The 20,306-nt window shown below is 62.1% G+C and carries 21 protein-coding genes and 1 pseudogene; 6 read left to right on the top strand and 16 right to left on the bottom strand.

Features of this window, described 5'->3' with window-relative positions:
- Nucleotides 1-1,119 (bottom strand): 3-dehydroquinate synthase, encoded by a 1,119-nt coding sequence (gene aroB / locus LPB072_RS04710; RefSeq protein ID WP_066092266.1) that lies wholly within the window; start codon nt 1,117-1,119, stop codon nt 1-3.
- Between the two features lie 133 nt (nt 1,120-1,252).
- Between aroB and arsC the strand changes: the two are divergent.
- From arsC to LPB072_RS04695, 3 genes and pseudogenes are all read left to right on the top strand, one after another.
- Nucleotides 1,253-1,615, top strand: a pseudogene (gene arsC, locus LPB072_RS04705) (arsenate reductase (glutaredoxin)); the annotation flags it as partial.
- A 15-nt stretch (nt 1,616-1,630) separates the two neighbouring features.
- Entirely contained in the window at nt 1,631-1,828 is a 198-nt protein-coding gene (locus LPB072_RS24235; RefSeq protein WP_066092263.1) for a hypothetical protein, read from the top strand.
- Nucleotides 1,829-2,068: 240 nt separating this feature from the next.
- Entirely contained in the window at nt 2,069-3,127 is a 1,059-nt protein-coding gene (locus LPB072_RS04695) for an alcohol dehydrogenase family protein (protein ID WP_066092260.1), read from the top strand.
- A gap of 276 nt (nt 3,128-3,403) precedes the next feature.
- On the opposite strand, the gene LPB072_RS04690 is transcribed toward LPB072_RS04695, so the two are convergent.
- From LPB072_RS04690 to flgB, 15 genes are all read right to left on the bottom strand, one after another.
- A complete protein-coding gene (locus LPB072_RS04690; protein WP_066092257.1) occupies nt 3,404-4,927 on the bottom strand; it encodes a hypothetical protein in 1,524 nt (507 codons plus the stop codon).
- Between the two features lie 304 nt (nt 4,928-5,231).
- Complete coding sequence (gene queC, locus LPB072_RS04685) at nt 5,232-6,002, bottom strand: 7-cyano-7-deazaguanine synthase QueC (RefSeq protein ID WP_231943424.1); 771 nt, start codon at nt 6,000-6,002, stop codon at nt 5,232-5,234.
- A 94-nt stretch (nt 6,003-6,096) separates the two neighbouring features.
- Complete coding sequence (locus tag LPB072_RS04680; RefSeq protein ID WP_066092254.1) at nt 6,097-7,347, bottom strand: HDOD domain-containing protein; 1,251 nt, start codon at nt 7,345-7,347, stop codon at nt 6,097-6,099.
- Between the two features lie 32 nt (nt 7,348-7,379).
- Nucleotides 7,380-8,597 carry a flagellar hook-associated protein FlgL gene (gene flgL, locus LPB072_RS04675; protein ID WP_066092251.1) on the bottom strand — a complete coding sequence of 406 codons (1,218 nt, stop codon included), beginning with the start codon at nt 8,595-8,597 and terminating at the stop codon, nt 7,380-7,382.
- Nucleotides 8,598-8,630: 33 nt separating this feature from the next.
- On the bottom strand, nt 8,631-10,544 hold the full coding sequence (flgK, locus tag LPB072_RS04670) for a flagellar hook-associated protein FlgK (RefSeq protein WP_066092248.1): 1,914 nt from the start codon (nt 10,542-10,544) through the stop codon (nt 8,631-8,633).
- 93 nt (nt 10,545-10,637) lie between these two features.
- A complete protein-coding gene (gene flgJ, locus LPB072_RS04665; RefSeq protein ID WP_066092245.1) occupies nt 10,638-11,537 on the bottom strand; it encodes a flagellar assembly peptidoglycan hydrolase FlgJ in 900 nt (299 codons plus the stop codon).
- Nucleotides 11,534-11,770 carry a hypothetical protein gene (locus LPB072_RS04660; RefSeq protein WP_066092242.1) on the bottom strand — a complete coding sequence of 79 codons (237 nt, stop codon included), beginning with the start codon at nt 11,768-11,770 and terminating at the stop codon, nt 11,534-11,536. The genes flgJ and LPB072_RS04660 overlap by 4 nt, the downstream gene beginning before the upstream one ends.
- On the bottom strand, nt 11,767-12,861 hold the full coding sequence (locus LPB072_RS04655) for a flagellar basal body P-ring protein FlgI (RefSeq protein WP_082877017.1): 1,095 nt from the start codon (nt 12,859-12,861) through the stop codon (nt 11,767-11,769). The genes LPB072_RS04660 and LPB072_RS04655 overlap by 4 nt, the downstream gene beginning before the upstream one ends.
- Nucleotides 12,862-13,001: 140 nt before the next feature.
- Nucleotides 13,002-13,706 carry a flagellar basal body L-ring protein FlgH gene (locus tag LPB072_RS04650; protein ID WP_066092238.1) on the bottom strand — a complete coding sequence of 235 codons (705 nt, stop codon included), beginning with the start codon at nt 13,704-13,706 and terminating at the stop codon, nt 13,002-13,004.
- 26 nt (nt 13,707-13,732) lie between these two features.
- Nucleotides 13,733-14,515 carry a flagellar basal-body rod protein FlgG gene (gene flgG, locus LPB072_RS04645; RefSeq protein WP_066092233.1) on the bottom strand — a complete coding sequence of 261 codons (783 nt, stop codon included), beginning with the start codon at nt 14,513-14,515 and terminating at the stop codon, nt 13,733-13,735.
- A gap of 24 nt (nt 14,516-14,539) precedes the next feature.
- Nucleotides 14,540-15,280, bottom strand: coding sequence for a flagellar basal-body rod protein FlgF (gene flgF, locus LPB072_RS04640; protein ID WP_066092229.1), 741 nt, complete (start codon nt 15,278-15,280; stop codon nt 14,540-14,542).
- A 163-nt stretch (nt 15,281-15,443) separates the two neighbouring features.
- Nucleotides 15,444-16,658: a flagellar hook protein FlgE gene (flgE, locus tag LPB072_RS04635; protein ID WP_066092225.1), complete on the bottom strand. Its 1,215-nt coding sequence runs from the start codon at nt 16,656-16,658 to the stop codon at nt 15,444-15,446.
- A 53-nt stretch (nt 16,659-16,711) separates the two neighbouring features.
- Nucleotides 16,712-17,374: a flagellar hook assembly protein FlgD gene (locus tag LPB072_RS04630; protein WP_066092223.1), complete on the bottom strand. Its 663-nt coding sequence runs from the start codon at nt 17,372-17,374 to the stop codon at nt 16,712-16,714.
- A gap of 14 nt (nt 17,375-17,388) precedes the next feature.
- On the bottom strand, nt 17,389-17,793 hold the full coding sequence (gene flgC, locus LPB072_RS04625; RefSeq protein WP_066092220.1) for a flagellar basal body rod protein FlgC: 405 nt from the start codon (nt 17,791-17,793) through the stop codon (nt 17,389-17,391).
- A 140-nt stretch (nt 17,794-17,933) separates the two neighbouring features.
- Entirely contained in the window at nt 17,934-18,332 is a 399-nt protein-coding gene (gene flgB / locus LPB072_RS04620) for a flagellar basal body rod protein FlgB (RefSeq protein WP_066092649.1), read from the bottom strand.
- A 233-nt stretch (nt 18,333-18,565) separates the two neighbouring features.
- Here flgB and flgA point away from each other — a divergent pair, with 233 nt between their 5' ends.
- The 3 genes from flgA to LPB072_RS04605 all read left to right on the top strand — a co-directional run bounded on the left by flgA (nt 18,566) and on the right by LPB072_RS04605 (nt 20,214).
- Nucleotides 18,566-19,369, top strand: a complete 804-nt coding sequence (gene flgA / locus LPB072_RS04615; protein ID WP_066092218.1) for a flagellar basal body P-ring formation chaperone FlgA — start codon at nt 18,566-18,568, stop codon at nt 19,367-19,369.
- A gap of 123 nt (nt 19,370-19,492) precedes the next feature.
- The gene (gene flgM, locus LPB072_RS04610; RefSeq protein WP_066092215.1) at nt 19,493-19,828 is read left to right on the top strand and encodes a flagellar biosynthesis anti-sigma factor FlgM; all 336 of its coding nucleotides are present in this window, start codon (nt 19,493-19,495) and stop codon (nt 19,826-19,828) included.
- A 23-nt stretch (nt 19,829-19,851) separates the two neighbouring features.
- Nucleotides 19,852-20,214 (top strand): hypothetical protein, encoded by a 363-nt coding sequence (locus LPB072_RS04605; protein ID WP_066092212.1) that lies wholly within the window; start codon nt 19,852-19,854, stop codon nt 20,212-20,214.
- The last annotated feature ends 92 nt before the right edge of the window (nt 20,215-20,306 follow it).

The following is a 20,306-nucleotide window of genomic DNA, read 5'->3' as shown; positions in this document are numbered from 1 at the left end:
TCAGCCACAGCAGGCATTGATCACCTCGGCCACCATTGCGTCGGGCGCCGGGCCCACGGTGGCTTTGCCTTTGCCGTCCACCAGGATGAACTGGATCTGCCCGGCATCGGCCTTTTTGTCGACGCGCATCAGGTCCATGTAGCGGCCTGCGTTGTCACGCGCATCGAGCACGGGTGCCACCGTGGGCAAGCCTGCGCGCTTGACGATACGCGTCAACCGCTCCACAAACGCCTGGTCCGCCAGCCCCATTTTTTGGGACAGCATCGCCGCCATCACCATGCCGCAGCCCACGCCCTCGCCGTGCAGCCAGGCGCCGTAGCCCATGCCGGCTTCGATGGCGTGGCCAAAGGTATGGCCAAAATTCAGTATGGCGCGCAGGCCACCTTCACGCTCGTCCTGGCTGACCACATCGGCCTTGATTTCGCAACTGCGTTTCACGGCAAAGGCCATGGCCTCCGGGTCGCAGGCCATCAGGGCATCGAGGTTGGCCTCAACCCAGTCGAGAAAGGCCATGTCCACAATGGGACCGTACTTGATGATTTCGGCAAGACCAGCGCTCAACTCGCGCGCAGGCAGGGTTTTCAGCGTGTCGAGATCGCAGATCACGCGCAGCGGCTGGTAAAACGCGCCGATCATGTTTTTGCCCAGCGGGTGGTTGATGGCGGTTTTGCCGCCCACCGACGAATCCACCTGGGCCAGCAAAGTGGTCGGCACCTGCACAAACGGCACGCCACGCATGTAACAAGCAGCGGCAAAACCGGTCATGTCACCCACCACGCCGCCGCCCAGCGCGTAGAGCACGGTTTTGCGGTCGCAGGCCTTGGACAACAGGCCTTCAAAAATCTGGTTCAGCGAGTCCCAGGTTTTGGTCGATTCGCCGTCGGCCAGCACCACGGTGTGCACCGTGGCATGGCGCTGGCGCAAGACGCCCAGCAGTTTGTCCAGATACAAGGGCGCGACCACCGAGTTGCTCACCACCAACGCCGTGGCCGCCTTGGGCAGGCCGTCAAAACTGGCCGGTGCGGTGAGCAAGCCGCCACCGATGTGGATGTTGTAGCTGCGGTCGTCCAGCTGAATGGGGACGATCTGCATGGTGGATGGAGCGGCGGTCGAGTTCATGGGGTCAAGTGTAGAGGCAAGGCCCGCCAGGGTTTTCGCACGCCAATGGCAACGCACCAAGCAAAGCCGCAGGATTCAGCCATCGCGGTCAGTCGTCTTGAAAAACCGCCCAGGAGAGAAAGGAACCACCACCGTGTCAGGCAAATCCACCCTCACGCTTCACCACAACCCCAAATGCAGCACCTCGCGCAACCTGCTCGCACTGGTCCAGAGCAGAGGCGCCGACCCGCTGGTGGTGGAGTACCTGAAAACGCCGCTCGACGCAGAGGAACTGCAAGCGCTGTTGAAGAAGCTGGGCATGCCCGTACGCGACCTGCTGCGCCAGAAAGGCACGCCCTACGACGAGCTCGGATTGGGCAAAGCGCACTGGACCGATGAGCAACTGATTGCAAAAATGGCCGAGCACCCCATTCTGATGAACCGCCCCGTGGTGGTCACCGCGCTGGGCGCCAGGATCTGCCGCCCAGCTGAGACTGTGCTGGAAATCTTGCCGAAGGCCTGACCACAGAGAGTGGCAGCGAAGTTTCGCAGCAGCTCGCAATCGCTCAACACCGTGAACCAGATGCGTTTGTTGGGCCAATGGATGCGCCTGCTCACCATCCCCAAACGGCGCTCGATCCCCAAAGCCTTTCTGGCGTTCGAAGAAGACGGCCGCCTGCAGCCTTCGGCCCACCACGACCGGGTGGTGGGCGTGATGGAAGACTGGTGAAGTTCACCCAGCCGACGCGGGATGCAGCGCCCTATCGGGTGAACCGCCACAGCGAGCGCAAGGAGAGTGCGCGGGCGCGGGGCAAGCGGGTGAATCAGCGGGGGGATTGCATGCCCTTGGCAGGTGCGGGGTTTGTCGGTAGCGATACCCTTGCCTGCCCTTCATCGACCTTTTCAACGTCAAGCCAACGCAGCGACCGGCGTACGTCCATACGCTGGCGTCGGGTTTGCCCAAATCCGCATGAAATCAATTCCCACCCACATGAAAGGCATGCAACTCACCGGCCACGGTGGCTTGGACATGCTCACGCTGCGCCACGACATCCCTGTGCCTATGCCGGGGCCGAGAGATGTATTGATCAAGGTGAGCGCAGCGGGCGTGAACAACACCGACATCAACACCCGCATCGGCTGGTACGCCAAATCCGAAGGCGACAACAGCGACGCCACCTGGAGCGGCAAAGGCCTTGATTTCCCGCGCATCCAGGGTGCGGATGTCTGTGGCACCGTGGTGGCCGTGGGCGCGCAGGCGGATGCCAGCCTGCTGCACAAACGCGTGCTGATCGAACCCTGCCTGCAGGAAGCGGGCGGCCAGGCGCTGGAGCAGCCCTGGTACTTTGGCTCTGAATGCGACGGTGGTTTCGCGCAATACACCGTGGTGGCCGCGCGCCACGCCCATGCGATCGACAGCCCGCTGAGCGACGTGGAACTGGCTTCTTTTCCCTGCTCTTACTCCACCGCCGAAAACATGCTGACCCGCGCCAACGTGGTCGCCAGCGATGTGGTGCTGGTCACGGGCGCTTCGGGCGGCGTGGGCTCGGCCGCGATCCAACTGGCGAAAGCCCGCGGCGCAACCGTGATCGCTGTGACCTCACCCGCCAAGGCCGGAGCCTTACGGGCATTGGGTGCCAGCCAGACGCTGGACCGCAACGCCGACCTGGTCAAGGCGCTGGGCAAAAACAGCGTCACCGTGGTGATCGATCTGGCCGCAGGCCCCGCATGGCCCAGCCTGCTGGAGGTTCTCAAACCCTTCGGCCGCTACGCCACCGCCGGCGCCATTGCCGGCCCTATGGTTGAGCTCGATGTGCGCACCCTCTACCTCAAAGACCTGAGCCTGTTCGGCTGCACGGTGTTGGGCGACAACGTGTTCGCCAATCTGGTGCGCCGCATCGAAGCCGGCGACATCCAACCGTTGGTGTCGAAAGTCTTTCCTCTGGATCAGATTCGCGAAGCGCAGACCCAGTTTGAGACCAAGGCGCATGTGGGGAAGCTGGTGCTTGAAGTGGCGGGATCGCGATGATGATTTGAATGGTCATCTAGGACAGGCCTGTCTTTAGCAAGCGAAACGGCGAAAGACCACTCAGCTTTTTTTTGACTGTCGCTTGTCGACCCGTTGCGGTCAAAAGAAACACAGGATTCGACACCCGGCAGCAGTCATTCACAGCTCAAGTTCTCCGGGCAGCGAGCAATGAGCCTCGGCAGTTCGCCCATGCGACGTCACCCTTCGCGGGCATCGGCGCGTATCGAGTGCGGGGCGCCGGAAAGGAGCTAGCTCAGCTGACCTTTGGTGCGCTCGTCACGCTCCCGAAACGTCACCCGCAGAGTTCTTCGGAATTGCAGCCTCTGGGATGACCTTGCGCCAATCAGCTTGAAACGCCTTCTGGAAATTGATGGGATTCATTCCCTTGTACTCGTGGTAAAGATACTCCGGCCACATCCATTGCAGGTACTCCCCTTTGCGCTTGCCCTGGAAGAACTTCGCGATGCCACCCTCCCTCACGGCTCCAATACACAGCTCGAATTCGCGACACGACATCACTGCGTACGGCATTGCTTCCATCAGCTGGTCGTTGAGGCCTGCACCTAGCAACTGGCTGCGCACGCTTTGCTCCAGCAGCTCATGCAGGAGCGGCCCGAGAAAGAACCAATCCTCGAATGTAATCACTAACGGGATTATTGGATGAGCATTCGGCTTCCATGACGACAGTCCTTGCTGGGCTTCCCCGATGTTCTTGTAGTTCTGGACGACGGCACCCGCGATCTTGTCGACCTCAGCGCGAAGTGCGTCTTCGCCGGCCTGACGTGCCGCATGCGTCAAACGCTTCGTTTTGCATTCGACGACAAGGTTTCCTCCAGCGTCGCACACAATCCAATCGGGTCCGTGGTGGGCCTGCAGTCCTACGGAATATGGGGCCTCCTTGAGGACCGTGGCAGGACCATCTTGGTAAGCCACTGCCAACACCTCGCCAACGTAGGCCTCGAACGCCGAGCCGAAAGCATTATCAAAGCCAGAAACCTTGACCAGATCGTAGTACAGGCCTGTGCTGAACCTGCGCAGCAGTAGGTCAGGAACGGGGCAGAACAGCCTATTCGGATGCTCAGGATCTAATGCCACCAATGGCGTTGCTTCAAGCGGATTCCATCCATAGTCCCATGTCGCATCTACCGGCTGAGCGGCGAGCAACGGCCTCAAATCGTCAATGCTCATCGACAACCTTGAAAAGAACGCGATCGCCTTAGCCTGCGCGATGCCGAATTCACTGTAGTCCTGAGCACTGTTGATGTCGAAGCTGCGCTTTAAGTGCAACACAAGCATAAAGCCAAGGAAGAAGAACTCCTTCGCCGTCAAGCCAGTTTGCTTCTCGAGTATTGGGGCTACGCTTGAAGCACCAAATATCTTGAGGTGTCGAATCAACGACCCATAGATGTTCCCTTGTTGCCAAGGGAACTGATGGTGTGACATGCGCAGCAGTTCATTGAAGACATCGTCCTGCCCGGTAAGTCGAAGCTTGCTGCCTTCGTTGCCAGTAGCCCGCAGACTGTTGACGACTGTCTGGACAGCAGCTAGTGAGTTCAGTCGCTTTTGGCCACCGCGTGGTTGTGCGTGCAGCAAAACCTCACGCGTGATTGCTGGCAAATCCCAAGGAAATAGTTGTCCATCTAGCGAATATGGTCGCTTGCCCGCCTCAACGGGGGCAGGCATGGCAGCAGGATTGGCAACGTGTTGGGACAGCTGCCACGTGTCGGCCAGCGTAGTCTCCAGCGTACATTGCCGCAGGTAGTTTCGCAGCGGCTTGTAGGCGTCGTATATGGCAGTCATGCTATTTCTTTCCCTGCAGCTAGGATAGCGGCTCAGCAAAAGGGCGATCCAAGCAAAGGCTGAGTTACGCGTGCCACATGACAAGAGCATGCGTCGGTCGGTCCCGAAAGAGGCACTACACCCAAACACTCGAGGAAAAGCGGCGACTGAACGACGTGTTGCAACTGCATACTGGGCTAACAGATAGCAGTCTCAAGTGACCGACCGCACATGGCCGACTGCAGTCCCCGGGCAACTCAAGCTCAACCGTTAAGAATCAGATCCGAAGTCGGTTAAAGCTTGGTCATTCTTTGCGCAGATCGCCTCACCTCGCCACAAATCCCGCCCACCCCCGCGCCCGCAACTCACAGGCCGGGCACACCCCGCAGCCATAGCCCCAAACATGGCGGTGTTCTCGGTCACCCAGGTAACAGGTGTGGGTGTGTTCCACGATCAAATCAACCAGTTGCTTGCCGCCATCGGCCACGCCTGAAGCGGCGCCTACGTCGTGGGCCAGTTGCCAGGTGGCGGCTTTATCGATCCACATGAGCGGCGTGTCGATGAGAAAGCGGTGGTCCATGCCGAGCGAGAGCGCCACTTGCAGCGCTTTCATGGTGTCGTCGCGGCAATCGGGGTAGCCGGAGAAGTCGGTTTCGCAGACGCCGGTGACGATGACCTGAATGCCGCGCCGGTAGGCCAGTGCGGCGGCGAGCGTCAGGAACAGCAGATTGCGGCCGGGCACAAAGGTGTTGGGCAGGCCGCTGGCTTCCATTTCAAATGCCTTGTCGCGGGTGAGCGAAGTTTCGCTCACCTTTCCGAGCACGGCGAGGTCCAGCACATGGTCTTCGCCCAGTCGGGGTGACCAGGCGGGAAAGCGCTCGCGGATTTCGCGCAAGACGTTGAGGCGCGCGGTCATTTCCACGCTGTGGCGCTGGCCGTAATCGAAGCCCAACGTTTCCACTCGGGGGTAACGCGCCAGGGCCTGGGCGAGGCAGGTGGTGGAGTCTTGCCCGCCCGAGAACAGCACGAGGGCGCTGGTGTGGTGCGGGGCCACCGAACGCGGCGGCATGGGAATGGAGAGATGGGCTTGGGACATGGTGGGGCGATGGTAGCAAGCCAGACGGGACAGAGCCCGGAATCAGCGCTTCCTCAACACCCCTTCAGCACCTGCTCAACTTGGCTTTTTCCACTCAGTCGCGGTCCATGGCCCAGGGATGATCGCGTGGCGGGTGGGTCTGGTCGCGGCTGCTGGCGAGCATGCGCAGCAGCGAGCGGTTGGCGTGTTCGAGTGTGATGTCGTGCGCATGGCACACAGCGGGCAGCATGTGCAGGTGGTCAAAGTCGCCCTGTGCCCGGGCCACTTCAAGCAGGGACACATAAGGCCCTGCTTTGCGCAGCAGTGCGTCGAGCAAGCGGCCTGTCAGTGGCAGCTTGTGCAGCAGGGGGCCCAGGGGCTGTTGCATGAGCTGGTCGAGCTGGGCGAACAGCGCCGTGAGGTAGACCTCGGCGCGCAACTCTTCTTCGGAACCGGAGTCGAGCATGTGCTGAGCCAGCCGCGCGCGCATCACCTGGGCAAAGCGCACCGGGTGCAATTCAATATCGGTCTCGCTGCCAGCGAGCTGCTCGCCCAGCCATTGTTTGAGGGCGCCAAAACCGAGCATCATGATGGCGTGGCGCAGGGTTTCGATTTCGCGCGCGGTCCCTACAGCCGGCGAATTGACCAAGATGAGCAGCCGGTACACCAGCACCGGGTCTTGCCGCACATACCGTTCCAGCTGGTCGATCGAGCAGTCGCTTTCGATGGCCTGCCGGCACTCTTCGATCACCGACCTGGCGCCGATCAACTGGCGCCCGCGCCAGCTGTGCAACACATCGTCGTCGGGCCAGCCGGCCAGGCCAAAGGCCCCGGCATCGTCCAGACATATCGCGGCCAGCCCTCGGCCAGCAATGCCTTCGTATATCTGCCCGGGCAGCAAGGGGGTGTTTTCTGCGCCCTCGCCTGCGCCGTGACAACGCATGGCCTCCAATGCCTCTTCGGGGCTGGGGCGCAACAGGCTGCGTACGCCCAACGGGGCAATCTGTTCATTGCGGACGCTGGCCAATGGCGCCTGGCGCAACAAGTGGTGGCCTCTCCGAACCGCGAGCGTCAACCGTTCCAGGCCCGCGGGTGCGATGAAGGGCGCCGAGGGCACCTCGATCCAGGTGTTGTCCACCGGCGCGCTGGCCAGGGCCTCGTCGCGCAGCTGCGTCGAGCTGAACGAGAGGCTCAGCAAGGGGGCTGCGGCTGGCCAGTCCTCCCCGATCGCTTGCAGCAGATGGGCGCCATCGACGGCGTCGGGCTGCACCGCCAGCACACCCACGCGCACCGCCGCCAAACAGCGGTCGCGGTTCCAGATGGGCTGGTATGCCAGCGCCACGCTGTCAAGGATGGTGTCGCTCATTCAATGGCCCAAAGGGTGGTTGGTTCGGTCGATCAGCTGATGTACTGGAACAGCGAGAGCCGCTGCACCTGGGCATAGGACTGCAGCGCAGCCTGCAGGCCTGTCTGCTGGTTCTGGAAATCGGAAATGCCTTGAACCATGTCGAGATCTTCCAGGTTGGACTGCTCGGTCTGATGCGCAATCGCGCGGCCAGAGAGCAGGGCTTCCGTGTCGTCGGCGCGGTTCAGCCAGGCACCCGCCAGGCTGCGCGCCTGCAAGATGCGGTCATGCCCTGAATCGAGTTCGGCCATGGAGCGGCCGATGTTCTGAATCAGCTCGGACGGGTTGGTGGAGGTGGCACTGCGCAACGCGTTCACGGCGTCTTGCAACACCTTGAATATGTCGGTCGACGGGGCGGAAGCGTCGAGTGTGATGGCGTCGCCGGTTTGCGGCGTTCCATTGGCCACAAACGACAGCCCGTCGAAGGCGATCGAGGTGCCTTGGGCATAAGGCATGCCGGTTTGCCCCGCCACGGGCAGGCCGGTGGTGGTGTTGGTCACGCTGTATTCCATGGTGCCCGCGTTGTCGGCAAAGCTGATGCTGTAGTTCTGCCCGGTCAGAGCCGAGGGGTTGGTGACCTGCCCGGTGTCGGTGCGAACAGAACCGGCGTTGCCGGCCACCGTGTTCAGAACAAAGCTGCCATTGCCCTGGGGAACCCGCATGAAGACCGCGTTGCCGTCAAAGGACTGCGGCAAGCTGTTGTCGCCGGTGGCCTCCTGCCCGCGCAGCCCCTGAAAGGTGACGCCATTGCCGCCGGCGCCGAAGCTGTCAACGAAGGGCACCGCAGCGCCACCCAAGCCACCAAACAAGGTGCGGCCCGAGCTGTCTTTCTGGTTTGCCACCGCCAGCAACTGATCACGCATGCCTTCGATCTGCGACGCAATATCTTTGTATTCACTGGGCCCATAAGAACCGTTGCCCGCGCTGACCAGCAAATCGCGGACGTCTTGCAGAATTTCGCCCGCCTGACCCAATGCGCTCTCACCCTGGGTGATGCTGGTTTTGGAGGTTTCCAGAGCGCGTTGATCGGCCTTCACCCGCGTGAGGCGGTTTTGCGCAGCCTCGGACAAGACCGCCGCCACGGGGTCATCGCTGGCCTTCTGTACCCGCTTGCCTGTCGAAATCTGCCCTTGCAGGGCCGAAAGCTCGGCCTGCCGCTTGGTGAGCTGGCTGATGGTGTTGTCGTAGCTGTTGGCGGTGGCAACTCTCATGATGGGCTTTCAATAGGGTCGGCGAAGCGTGCTTCAGCGACCAACGGTTTGCAGCAGGGTGTCGAAAGTGCCCTGAGCGACTTGCAGGAATTTGGCCGAAGCCTGGTAGGCCTGCTGAAACTGCAACAGCCGGGCTGCTTCTTCATCGAGGTTGACGCCCGAGAGGCCTGCGCGGGCGCTTTCGGTGCTGCCGGCCAACTGCTCGGTGTAGCGGGCAGCAAACTGCGCGCTTTGCACCTCTGTTCCCAGGTGAGACAACAAGACGCCGTAACCTTCGCTCAACGACACGCCGTCAAAGGTGGCCAGGTCGCGCAGCGCCAGGACCGCTTTGGCGTTGCCCCCGTTTTGCGGATTGGAGCCTGCGGGCGCCGGCGTGATATCGAAACTGTCGCCGGCAGTGGGAGAACCCCGAAGCGTCAGGCTCCAGCCGTTGAATTGCAGCGGCTTGCCGGGTGTGTAGTTGTAGCTTCCCGGGAGGCCCGGGTTGTCGGGCGGCGGGTTGCCCGGGCCCAGGCCGCTGATGGTGAAGGTACCGTCGGCCAGAAAACTGATCGACACCGGATCGTTCAGGTTGGCCGAAGCCTCGAATGCATAAAGGCTCTCGATGCTCAGGCCTTCGGCGTTGGTGCTGCCTGGCGTCACCATCACCGGGCTGGCCACCGCCAGCTGAGTGGGAGAGCCGATGGCCACCTGCATGTCGCGTGCCGCGCTGGCAAAAGGCCGGACAAAATAGCTGTCGCCCACCGCGCCTGCGCCCGAGTCCAGTTCAAAACTCAAACCGTCGAGCTCGGCAGGCAAGCTGGCAAATGCCGTGGTCACACCATCAGACATGCGGGTCACATTCACGCCGGCACCGTCAAAAACCAGTTGGTAGTCCGACGCTTTGAGCGCCGTGGGGTCGCTCACCTGGGTGTGAATCTGGGCGTTGCCGGTATTGGCCGCACCCGGCACAGCCTGGGCGTTCGCGCTGGGCACGAAAAAATCTCCCCCGACGTTGCCCTGCAAATCCATGCCCAGACGGTGCTGGGTGTTCATTTCGGTCTGCAAGGCCAGCGCCATGCGGCCCAGCAGGTTTTGCATCTGCGGCAGGTCGGTGTTGACGTAGGTCAACAGCCCGCCGAGCGAACCACCGAGGTTGGTCGTGGGCAGCGCCTGGCTCACCCCGCCCTGTATCAAATTGACCTGCTTCTGGCTCGGATTGTCCGGGTTGTTCACCAGCATCAGCTTGTTGGCCGAGCTGCCCAGAACCAGCGGCTGGCTGCCACCAACAAACACACTGGTGCTGCCGTCGTCGGCGCTGACCGTGGTCACCTGAACCAGCTTGCCCAGCTCGCTCAACAACTGATCGCGCTGGTCAAGCAGGTCGTTGGGCTGGCCATTGTCGCCTTGTGATTCGATGATTTTCTGGTTGATCTTGGCCACATCGCTGGCCAGGCGGTTGATGGTGCTCACCGTGCCACTGGCTTCCTGGTTGGCGCTGGTGGTCAGGATGTCGAGCTGACCCGCTGTGCTGCGCATGCGGGAGGCCAGGTCGTCACCGCGCGCCAGCGCCACCACCCGGGCCGAAAGATCGGAGGGCGAAGACGCCACATCGTTCCACACGTTGAGCATGCTGTTGACCGCCGCGCCCAGACCATCGGTACCCGTGGGAAACAGCGACTCCAGTTGCTGCAGACGCGCATAACGCTCGCCATCGGCCGCAGCTGCGGAGCCCGCCAGGCGGGCTTCGCGGGTGAGGTAATCGCTGTGGGCGCGGGTGACGTTGGCGAGCTCAACGCCCTTGCCAAAATACATGCCACCCAGCATCTGGTACCCCGACGACTGGGTTTGCACCGTCTGGCGCGAATACCCCGCCGTGTTGGCATTGGCGATGTTGTGGCCAATGACCTGCAGCGCCGCCAGATTGGTGGTAAGCGCGCGTGCGCCAATGTTGAGTGCGGCGGACATGTCAGCTCACTTCCACCACCAACGGGCAAAGCGGAGCCACCGCCCTGAACCCGGGGTCATTGCGTTTTTCGGTGCGGTTCACTGAACGATCGGTCATAGGTTGCCTCGTTGCGTGCTCTGAGCGACATTGATCGCGCGGGTGAGTTTGGCCGCGTACTGTGGGTCGGTGGCGTAGCCGGCCTTTTGCAAACCGCTGGCAAAGTTGTGGGCGTTGTCGAGGTTGTCCATGACCTTGTCGTAACGGGAGCTGTTGCCGATCAGCCTGGCGTAGTCGCGGAAAGCATCCTCGTAAGAATCGTAGGCGCGGAACTTCGCCACTGTTTTGTGGGGCCGGCCGTTGCTGTATTCGGTGGTGGTGATTTCTGCGATATCACCCTTCCAGCCGCCAGTGGCCTTGATGCCAAACAGGTTGAAAGAAGGCGAACCGTCGGCATGGCGAATCTCGCTTTTGCCCCAGCCGGTTTCATGGCCCGCCTGGCCAATCATGAAGCTGGCCGGGATGCCTGAATCGCGCGACACCGCAGCCGCCGCCTGGCTGTGCTGGTTCACGAACTCGGTCTGGCGAGAGCCGCCTTTGCCGCGCGACACCGTGCTGCCACCCGGTACCGGTGGCGCACTGACCGCCTCCGATTTGAAATTGTCTGAAGGGGTGCTGTCACCGGTGGCGTTGGCCCCTGTGATGCGCTGGCTGAGCTGGCGCTCGATCGCCCCCGACAAGCCGCCGGGCAAGCCCGACATCTGCACCGCAAACTGTTGATCGAGCAAGTCGCTGCCGAGGTTGGTGCCCTCGCCTTCCAGCATGCCCGACTTCATCGTGGCCTCGCGCATGCTCTTGATCAGTTCGCGCATGAACAGAGCCTCAAACTGCTTGGCTGCCTGCTTGAGCGCAGCCTTGCCATCATCGCCCGATTTACCCGCCTGAAATTTCAGCGAATTGAGCGAAGATGGATCGGCCGACAGGGCCTGCTGAGCACCAAGTGACACCGAGTTCACGACAAAACCCTCCCGGAAAAACCATCGGCACGGCGGTTCGTCACCGCCTCGACACGCAACATCCCGGTGAGGTGCCCCCCGCCTGCCCGAGCAGCATGCGAAGTGAACAACACAGGAGACGCCATTCGGAGCGAAATGCCCAAGCCGAGAACGCCGCCGGTCCGGCTCTGCCGGTCGGCCAGCGTTGCCCCCTTGAGGGGGTCGCGCGAAGCGCGGCGGGGGTGGAACTTCATATCACCTCCAGCTCGGCGTTCAAGGCACCAGCGGCCTTGATCGCCTGAAGAATGGCCAGCAGATCCTGCGGCGTGGCGCCCAGTCCGTTGAGCATGCGCACCAGGTCCGAGAGCTGAGGCGAAGCGTCCATCTGAATCACCTTGCCGGGCTCTTGCGTGATCTTGATGTCGGCCTTTTCTGCGACCACAGTCTGGCCGCCGGACAAAGGGTTGGGCTGGCTGACCACCGGCGTGGAGCTGATGCTGACCGACAGATTGCCATGGGCCACGGCACAAGGGCCGAGCGTGACAGCCTGGTTCATCACGATGGAGCCCGTGCGGGTGTTCACGATCACGCGCGCAGCCGGCACGGTGGCTTCCATTTGAATCTCTTCGATAGTGGCCAGGAAACCCACGCGGGCGTTGGCGTCGGCGGGTGCGTTCAGGCGAACCACGCGGCCATCGAGGGCGCTGGCCGTGCCCGCGCCGAGTTTGGCGTTGATGGCATCGGCAACACGGCGGGCTGTCAGGAAATCGGCCGAATTCAGGCCCAGATCGATGGTCTCACCCAGGGCGAAGCCAGTGGGAACGGTGCGCTCGACCTGCGCGCCAGAAGGAATGCGCCCGGCGCTCAGGTGGTTGATCTGCACCTTGCTGCCGCCGCCTCCGGCCCCTGCTCCACCCACCAGCATGTTGCCTTGCGCGAGCGCATAGATTTCACCGTCGACGCCTTTGAGCGGGGTGGTGATGAGCGTGCCGCCGCGCAACGACTTGGCGTTGCCCATGGAAGACACCGTCACGTCGATCAGCTGGCCTGGCTGGGCGAAAGCGGGCAACTGGGCCGTCACCAGCACCGCCGCCACGTTTTTCATTTGCAGCTTGGCGTCGGCGGGCAATGTCATGCCGAGTTGCTGCAGGTAATTGCTCATGCCCTGCGTGGTGTAGGCCATGTTGGAGGTCTGGTCACCCGTGCCGTCCAGGCCCACCACCAGGCCAAACCCGGTGAGCTGGTTGGTGCGAACGCCTTGCACGGCCGCGACTTCCTTGATGCGCAGCGCATGGGCTTCAAGCGGCCAGCCCATCCAGGCCACGACCGCGCCCAACAGGAACATCCAGCCCGTCCAGCGGGTCAGGCGAGTGCTCCAGGTTTCGCGCTGAACAAAAAGGGTGCGTTGGACTCGGACGTTCATGGTGTTGCTGGCTTGGTGCGTTGGAAGGTTCTGAACCTCATGACACCCATGCTACGGGTGGGTCAGAACGGGAAAACGTTCAAAAAGACCCGTCCCAACCAGCCTATTGAGAGCGCTTCTTGCACCGCACCTCTGCCCTTGGATTCAATTCGCGCATTGGCCACCATGGTCGATGCGACCACATTGCCCGGCTGGATGTGGCGCGGATCCACCGTTCCAGAGAAGCGCAGCACGTCGACATTGCTGTTCACACCGATCTGTTTTTCACCGGCGACCAGCAAATGCCCGTTGGGCAACACGTCTTGAACGGTGACGGTGATGACACCCGAGAAGTCGTTGGTGTTGGCGTTGTCACCCGAGCCATTGAAGCTGTTGCTGGAATCGGCGCCCATTGTGAGGTTGTTCACTTTGGCCAGATCGGCAGGCTTCATGAATGGAACAGCGCTGACGCTGCCGCCCGCACTGCCGGTGCGATCGATGGTGGCGGAAGACGACTGGTTGGCGCTGACTTTTTCCGTGATCTGGATCGTGAGCGAATCTCCCGGCATGCGTGCGCGGGGGTCTTCGAAACCGGGGCGGTAGCTGGCCGACTGGAACAGGCTGCCCTGGGTCGCCGGGCGCGGCTGGGTCTGGATGTATTTGATCGGGCGCTCGGGCTCGACCGACACCGGCGCCGTCTGGCAAGCAGCCAGCAACACAGCGCCGGCCAGCACGATCCCGCGTTTGAATGTGAACGAGAGAGGCGCAAGGGCTTGGCAGAATGACATGGCGTGCTTTCGGTAGCGAAGGACGATCACAACTGGGCCAGACGCTGGAGCATCTGGTCAGAGGTCTGGATCGCCTTGGAGTTCATCTCGTAGGCGCGCTGGGTCTGGATCATGGTGACCAGTTCCTGCACCACGTTGACGTTGGAGGTTTCCACGTAGCCCTGCATCAACTGACCCATGCCCGCCGAGCCTGGCGCGCCATTGATGGGGTTGCCCGAGGCCACGGTCTCGGCGTACATGTTGCCGCCCAGCGGCTCCAGGCCGGCCGGATTCACGAAGCTCGCCAGCTCGATGTTGCCCACCTGTTGCGGAGTGGCATTGCCGGGAAGCTTCACGGTGATCACACCATCTTTGCCCACAGTGATGCTTTGCGCTTCGGCCGGAATGGTGATGCCCCCGGCCACCGTCAGGCCACTGGAGGTCACCAGCTGGCCCTGGCCATCGACCTGCAAGCTGCCATCGCGGGTGTAGCCAGTGGTGCCATCGGGCATCGCCACCTGGATGAAGCCGCTGCCGTTGATGGCGAGATCAAGCTGGTTGCCCGATTGCTGCAAGCTGCCCTGGGTGAAGTTGCGCGCGGTGGCCACGGTGCGCACACCCAGGCCCACCTGCAAGCCCGTCGGCAGGTTGTTCTGTTCGGTGTCGGCCGCGCCCACCTGGCGCAGGTTCTGGTACATCAGGTCTTCGAACACGGCGTTGGCGCGCTTGAAGCCATTGGTCGACACGTTGGCCATGTTGTTGGAAATCACGTCCAGCTGGGTTTGCTGGGCCTGCATGCCGGTCTTGGAAATCCACAGGGAATTGATCATGGTGTGCTCCTGGAGTGGGTGCGGTTAGCCGTTCATGTTCAGCAACTGGCTGGCGGTTCGGTCGTTGGTTTCGTTGTTTTGCAACATCTTCATTTGCAGTTCGAACTGTCGCGAGACAGCGATCATTCCCACCATGGCCTCGATGGGATTCACGTTGCTGCCTTCCAGTGCACCGCCTTGCACCCGCGCCTGGGCATCTGCAAGCATGGGCTCCTGATTGACTGGCCGAAACAGCCCGTCATCGCTGCGTTTGAGCGGGTTGTTGCCATCGGGCGTGACCATCTTGAGACGGCCCAGGTTTTGCGGCGGCGCATCGCCCACGCGGGCGGAGATGGAACCGTCGTCGCCAAAATCCAGATGGGCGTTGTTGGGCACCACGATGGGGGCATCCGTGCTGCTGAGCACCGTCAGGCCCTGGGCCGAAACCAGGGTGCCATTGGCGTTCACTTCAAAAGCACCGGCCCGGGTGTGGGCTTCTGTGCCATCAAGGCCTTGCACGGTGAAATAGGCATTGCCCTTGGCCGCCACATCGAGGCTGCGACCGGTGGGATTGACCGGGCCAGGGGCATCGAGGTGACCGGCAGTGGCCTCCAAAGCAAACACCCGTGAAGTGGTGCCATCGCCGCGCACGGGCACAGCACGGAACGTGGCAAGCTCGGCACGAAACCCGGGCGTGGAGGCATTGGCCAGGTTGTTGGCCAGAATCTGCTGCCGCTGCGAGGCGGCGTTCGCGCCGCTCATGGCGGTGTAGATCATGCGGTCCATACGGGGCCTCCATCACGGTTAGCGCAAAAATGCGTGGGTTGAATGCATCCACCGCCGCCGCGACGCGTCCAGGTGCGCAGGACACCGCCGAACCGGCTTTGCCGGGTGGCCAGTGCAGACCCCTTGAAGGGGTGACGCGAAGCGGCTTGGGGGTGTTTCATGGTTACCTCATGTTCAGCAGCGTGCTCAGGATCTGGTCTTGCGTTTTGATGGTCTGCGCGTTGGCCTGGTAGGCGCGCTGGGCGGTCATCATGTTCACCAGTTCACCCGTCAGGTCGACGTTGGAATCTTCCAGCGCACCGGAGCGCAGGTAACCCAGCTTGCCTTCACCAGGCGCGCCACGCACGGGCTCACCGGACGCATAGGTTTGTGTCCAGTTGCCACCACTGCTGGGCGACAGGCCCTGCACGTTGCGGAAGTTCACCAGGGCGATCTGTCCGGCCGCTTGTGACTGCCCGTTGGAGTACCGCGCCGTGATCACACCGGCATCGCTGATGCCCAGGCTGGTCAGTTCGCCAGGGCGGTAGCCGTCTTGCGAGAGGTTGGTGACGCCAAAATCGGCGCCAAACTGGGTGGATTCATTGAAGTCGATGGCCACATCAAAGACCTCTGCAGGGTCGTTGGGCGACTGCAGTTGCAGCGGTGGAATCACCGTGGCGGGATCGAGCTTGCCATCGGCGGTGAAGGTGATCTGGAACGGCACAGACAGCGCTGGATCAGCCCCGTTGACACTGGTGTAGACATCCCAGGTGTTGTTCGCCGTTTTCTGGAACACGAAGCCGACCGGCACCTCCAGGCCCTGCGCATCAAAGGCGTTGAGCGAGGTGGCGTAGGTACCGAATGGCGTATTGGGCACCACGGCATTGAAGACCGGCGCTGAGGCATCGAGGTTGAACTCGGCACTGATCGCGGTGGACTGTTTGGCGGGCACGGCACCACCGGTCGGCAGGGTCAGAGGCACCGACTCGAATCCCAGGCGGACCCCGTCGTTGTCGGTGGGGTAGCCCATGAGCTGACCGCCCTGGTTGGTGATGAGGTTGCCGTCTCGATCGAGCTTGAACATGCCCGCGCGGGAATACGTCATCGCACCGTCGGGCATGGTGGTTTCGAAGAAACCGTTGCCGTTGATGGCCACGTCAAGGTCGTTGCCGGTGACCGTGATGTTGCCCTGGGTAAAGAGCTGCGACACGGTGGACACGGTCACGCCGATGCCGGCGTTGATACCACCGGCGGAGTTGATCGAACTCGCATAAAGCTCACCAAATTCCGCACGCGACGATTTCATGCCGACGGTGTTGGCGTTGGCGATGTTGTGACCGATCACGTCCAGATTGCGAGCCGAGCTGTTCAGACCCGAGAGACCTTGCTGGAATGCCATGGTGTTGTCCTTTGGTGGGAAAAAATGAAAGGGTTGGGTACAGGCTGGTGGCTTTACATGAAAGCGCGCGCCTGGTCGTAGGGAACCGTCCGGCCATTGGCCAGTTGAAGATTCATGGCGCCATTGCTCATGCCCACCGAGGCCACCCTCACCCGCGACAGCGGTGTGGCGGAGATGACTTCGGCGCCCTGGCTTGCACGAACCGCAAAGCTGCCGATGCTGGCGGGGTTGATGGCCCCGGTGTTCCATTCGAAGCCGTGCTGACCGGCGCTGCGGGCGCCCATGTCCACCGTGTCCAGAACGGCGCCATTGACGCCGATGATGTCCACATAAACCTTGCTGGCGGAAGAAGGCAGGGACAGCGCACCCTTGCCCACATTGCCCTCGAAACTCAGTTCCTTGCCATCGATCAGGGCCTCGCGCCCGATCAGGGATGCGCCTTGCAGCGTCTGTGTCGCACTCATCTGATCGGCCATGCCCTTGAGCGTGGCATTGAGCTCCTGGATGCCGCTGACCGTGTTGATCTGCGCCATCTGGGTGGTCATCTGGGCGTTGTCCATGGGGTTGAGCGGATCCTGGTTGTTGATCTGCGCGACCAGCAATTTGAGGAATCGGTCTTGTGACGCCTGGGGGTCGGTGGCGTTGTTGCTGTTGGTCGACGTGGTGCTGCCCACGGTCGTACCGAGGTTGCTGAGGTCAATGGCGGGGGTGAGCATGGTTCAAGGCTTTCTTATTGACCCATCTGGAGGGTCTTGAGCAAAAGGGACTTGGCCGTGTTCATGACCTCGACGTTGTTCTGGTAGGAGCGCGAGGCCGACATCATGTTGACCATCTCTTCCACCGGGTTTACGTTGGAATGGGTCACATAGCCCTCGGCATCGGCACTGGGGTGATAGGGGTCGTGCACCCGGCGGCCGGGCGCTTCGCTCTCGGTGATGTCCTGAACCTTCACCCCCGCGTCACCCTGCCCGCCCATGGGCACCGTCTGGAACACCACCTGGCGCGCCTTGTAACTCTGGCCATCGGGCCCGGCCACCGCATCGGCGTTGGCCAGATTGGAAGCCACCACATTGAGCCGCTGCGCCTGCGAACTGATCGCACTGCCAGACACCCCAAAAATTGAAAACATGGACATACAAAAGTCCTTTCAAGGAAGCAGCGGTAGAGCGCTACAAAAGCCGAAATCCAGGGACACCGTGGAACCGGCTTTGCCGGGCCACTGGTGTCGCCCACCTTGGGGGGTAGCGCCGAAGGCGATGCGGGGGGTTGCCATATCTACTGCCCCGTGATCGCGCTGAGCATGGTCTTCACATTCGAGTTGATGAACCGCAGCGTGGATTCATAACGAATGGCGTTGTCCATGAAGTTCGCCCGCTCCCGGTCAAGGTCGACAGAGTTGCCGTCTTCACTGGGTTGTGTCTGCACCGCGTAGGCCATGGCCGGGTTGCGCGGATCGCGGCTGCCCAGGCTCATGTGGCGGGTATCGGTTTGCTTGGGGCCGGCGCTGTTCATGCCTGAGGCGTCTTTGAGCGCAGAAGCGAAGTCAAAGTCGCGGGCGATGTAACCCGGGGTGTCGGCGTTGGCGATGTTGCTGGCCAGCACCTGCTGGCGCTGCGAACGCAGCAACAACGCGTTGGACTGAAAATCCAGTTTGGCGGTCAGTTGTTCCAGCATGGCGGGCTCCAGACTTGGGTGAATCGGCAACACCAAACAGGGATTTGTCTGGGTTGGAAAACAAGTATCGAAAAACTTGAGGGCGAGCAAGAACGGAAACAAGCGCTGGTTTTTCAGTCAATTCCTGCCTTTACCGGAACGGGCTCGCTCTACAGTCGTCTTCAAGCAGAAACGGGTCTGTGCTTTGCCTTCCCCCTTCGGGGTCGAGAAACCGCCCTCCCTGCTGCAACCATATGAACGTCCAACAAACCCTCACCCGCATTCGCCTCGCGCCCTCAGGTTTGCCCCGCCCGGCTGCCTGGGCGCTGGGATGCGCCTGGGGTTTGTCTCTGGTGTTGTTCGCGGCAGCTCCGGCCAGCGCGCAGTACGCCGCGGCCCAGGCTGTGACGGCCAACGACCGCGCTTTGCTCGCCCAGATGGCCCGCGACTGGCTCACGCCAGCGCTGGAAAGCACCATGGCAGACAACCCCGACAATCTGCTGCGCCCGGAGGTCATCATGGGCGCACTCGATTCACGCCTGCGTCTGGCGCCATGCCAGCGCATTGAACCCTTTTTGCCACCCGGCACCCGCCTGTGGGGCCGCAGCCGTGTCGGTCTGCGCTGCCTTGAAGGCCGTGTGCACTGGAAGGTTTATGTGCCGGTGACCGTCAAGGCATGGGGACCGGCATGGGTGTTGCGCCGCGCCGTGCCCAGTGGCACGGTGTTGACTCAAGACGACGCCGATCTGGCCGAAATGGACTGGGCGGAGCAGGCTTCAAGCGTGCTGGCCACGCCTGAGAGCTGGATTGGGCAGGAAGCGGTTTTCGCCTTGCAGCCTGGCCACACGCTGCGGGCCAACATGGTTCGCCCCCTGCCAGCTTTCTCGCGGGGGGCCCTGGTTCGGGTCAAGAGCATCGGCTCGGGGTTTCACGTGGTGGCCAGCGGGCAGGCCATGGAAGATGGTGTGGTGGGTCAGCCGGTTCGGGTCAAACTCGATGGCGGCCGAACCATCACGGGCATGGTCCGCAAGGGCCAGGTGGTGGAGGTCAAGCTATGACACAGGGTTTTTCGCCAATGACTAGAACTTTCGTGATCTACTGGCCAAAAAAATGCTCAAGTTCCCCGAAAGGGGTGCCGATAGTCTTTTCACAACGCCCCATTTTGGGGTTTGGAGAGTGAAATGAAAGTCGATTCATCACCGGATTCCTATATCGGATCGGTTGCTGGCGGCCCCCACAAGGCAGCCGACAAAGCCGCCGAAGGCGCAGCAGGCGCGGCAGCGGCCGGCGCAGCAGCCAAGCCACAGGCCAGCGCGGGCGTGACCGTGAGTCTGTCTGCGTCCACCACCCAGGCGCTGTCGGGCCAAGGCAATTCCAGCGACGTGTTCAACGCCGAAAAGGTCGAGTCCATGAAGCAGTCCATTGCCAATGGCACCTTCCAGGTCAATGCCGAGGCGATTGCAGACAAGATGCTGTCCAATGCGGCTGAGATGCTCGGCGGCGGCAAGTCGGCCTGATCAACCAAACCAGGCGACACCGCATGGCTGAGCGCACCCCTGTTCACCCCTGGATCGCGAGTCTGCGGCTGCAGCTCGACGGGCTGGAGGCCGCTTTGCTCAGCGGTGATGCCGTGGCCGTCGAGGCCCGCAGCGGTCAGATACAGGCGGTCTTGCAGCAGGCCCCCAGGACAGCGGAATTTGGCCGGCCCGGCAGCGGTTTGCGCACGGACATGGTCCAGGCCGCCCACCGCCTGGGTCAGTTGCGCCAAACGGTGCTGCGTGCGGGTGCTCAAAACCAGCGCGCCTTGCGCAGTCTCCTGCCCGACCAGGCAAAACAGCCGACCTACGGTCGGCTGAATGGTTCGTCAAAAAGTGGCCCCGGCCAGGCCTTCTTAAGCGCCTGAACGCCACAGCGCCCTTCTGGCGCACGTGAATTCACATCCGTTGAGACACGCCTGCCGCTTGCACGGCAACGACACCCGACCCTGCTGCCCCG

Origin of the sequence: Hydrogenophaga crassostreae (genome assembly GCF_001761385.1) — a bacterium.
Classification (GTDB): Bacteria; Pseudomonadota; Gammaproteobacteria; order Burkholderiales; family Burkholderiaceae_C; genus Hydrogenophaga; species Hydrogenophaga crassostreae.
The sequence above is the reverse complement of the archived record's forward strand: the minus strand, read 5'-3'. Positions and strand labels throughout refer to the sequence as shown.

Coding starts and splice junctions, on each gene's coding strand:
- LPB072_RS04680 (WP_066092254.1), bottom strand. CDS start 7,347: ATGAGCGACACCATCCTTGACAGCGTGGCGCTGGCATACCAGCCCATC.
- flgL (WP_066092251.1), bottom strand. CDS start 8,597: ATGAGAGTTGCCACCGCCAACAGCTACGACAACACCATCAGCCAGCTC.
- LPB072_RS04655 (WP_082877017.1), bottom strand. CDS start 12,861: ATGTTCCTGTTGGGCGCGGTCGTGGCCTGGATGGGCTGGCCGCTTGAA.
- LPB072_RS04660 (WP_066092242.1), bottom strand. CDS start 11,770: ATGAAGTTCCACCCCCGCCGCGCTTCGCGCGACCCCCTCAAGGGGGCA.
- queC (WP_231943424.1), bottom strand. CDS start 6,002: ATGTCCCAAGCCCATCTCTCCATTCCCATGCCGCCGCGTTCGGTGGCC.
- LPB072_RS04605 (WP_066092212.1), top strand. CDS start 19,852: ATGGCTGAGCGCACCCCTGTTCACCCCTGGATCGCGAGTCTGCGGCTG.
- LPB072_RS04690 (WP_066092257.1), bottom strand. CDS start 4,927: ATGACTGCCATATACGACGCCTACAAGCCGCTGCGAAACTACCTGCGG.
- LPB072_RS04695 (WP_066092260.1), top strand. CDS start 2,069: ATGAAATCAATTCCCACCCACATGAAAGGCATGCAACTCACCGGCCAC.
- flgA (WP_066092218.1), top strand. CDS start 18,566: ATGAACGTCCAACAAACCCTCACCCGCATTCGCCTCGCGCCCTCAGGT.
- flgK (WP_066092248.1), bottom strand. CDS start 10,544: ATGTCCGCCGCACTCAACATTGGCGCACGCGCGCTTACCACCAATCTG.
- flgC (WP_066092220.1), bottom strand. CDS start 17,793: ATGTCCATGTTTTCAATTTTTGGGGTGTCTGGCAGTGCGATCAGTTCG.
- flgG (WP_066092233.1), bottom strand. CDS start 14,515: ATGATCAATTCCCTGTGGATTTCCAAGACCGGCATGCAGGCCCAGCAA.
- aroB (WP_066092266.1), bottom strand. CDS start 1,119: ATGAACTCGACCGCCGCTCCATCCACCATGCAGATCGTCCCCATTCAG.
- LPB072_RS04630 (WP_066092223.1), bottom strand. CDS start 17,374: ATGCTCACCCCCGCCATTGACCTCAGCAACCTCGGTACGACCGTGGGC.
- flgE (WP_066092225.1), bottom strand. CDS start 16,658: ATGGCATTCCAGCAAGGTCTCTCGGGTCTGAACAGCTCGGCTCGCAAT.
- LPB072_RS04650 (WP_066092238.1), bottom strand. CDS start 13,706: ATGTCATTCTGCCAAGCCCTTGCGCCTCTCTCGTTCACATTCAAACGC.
- flgB (WP_066092649.1), bottom strand. CDS start 18,332: ATGCTGGAACAACTGACCGCCAAACTGGATTTTCAGTCCAACGCGTTG.
- flgF (WP_066092229.1), bottom strand. CDS start 15,280: ATGGACCGCATGATCTACACCGCCATGAGCGGCGCGAACGCCGCCTCG.
- flgM (WP_066092215.1), top strand. CDS start 19,493: ATGAAAGTCGATTCATCACCGGATTCCTATATCGGATCGGTTGCTGGC.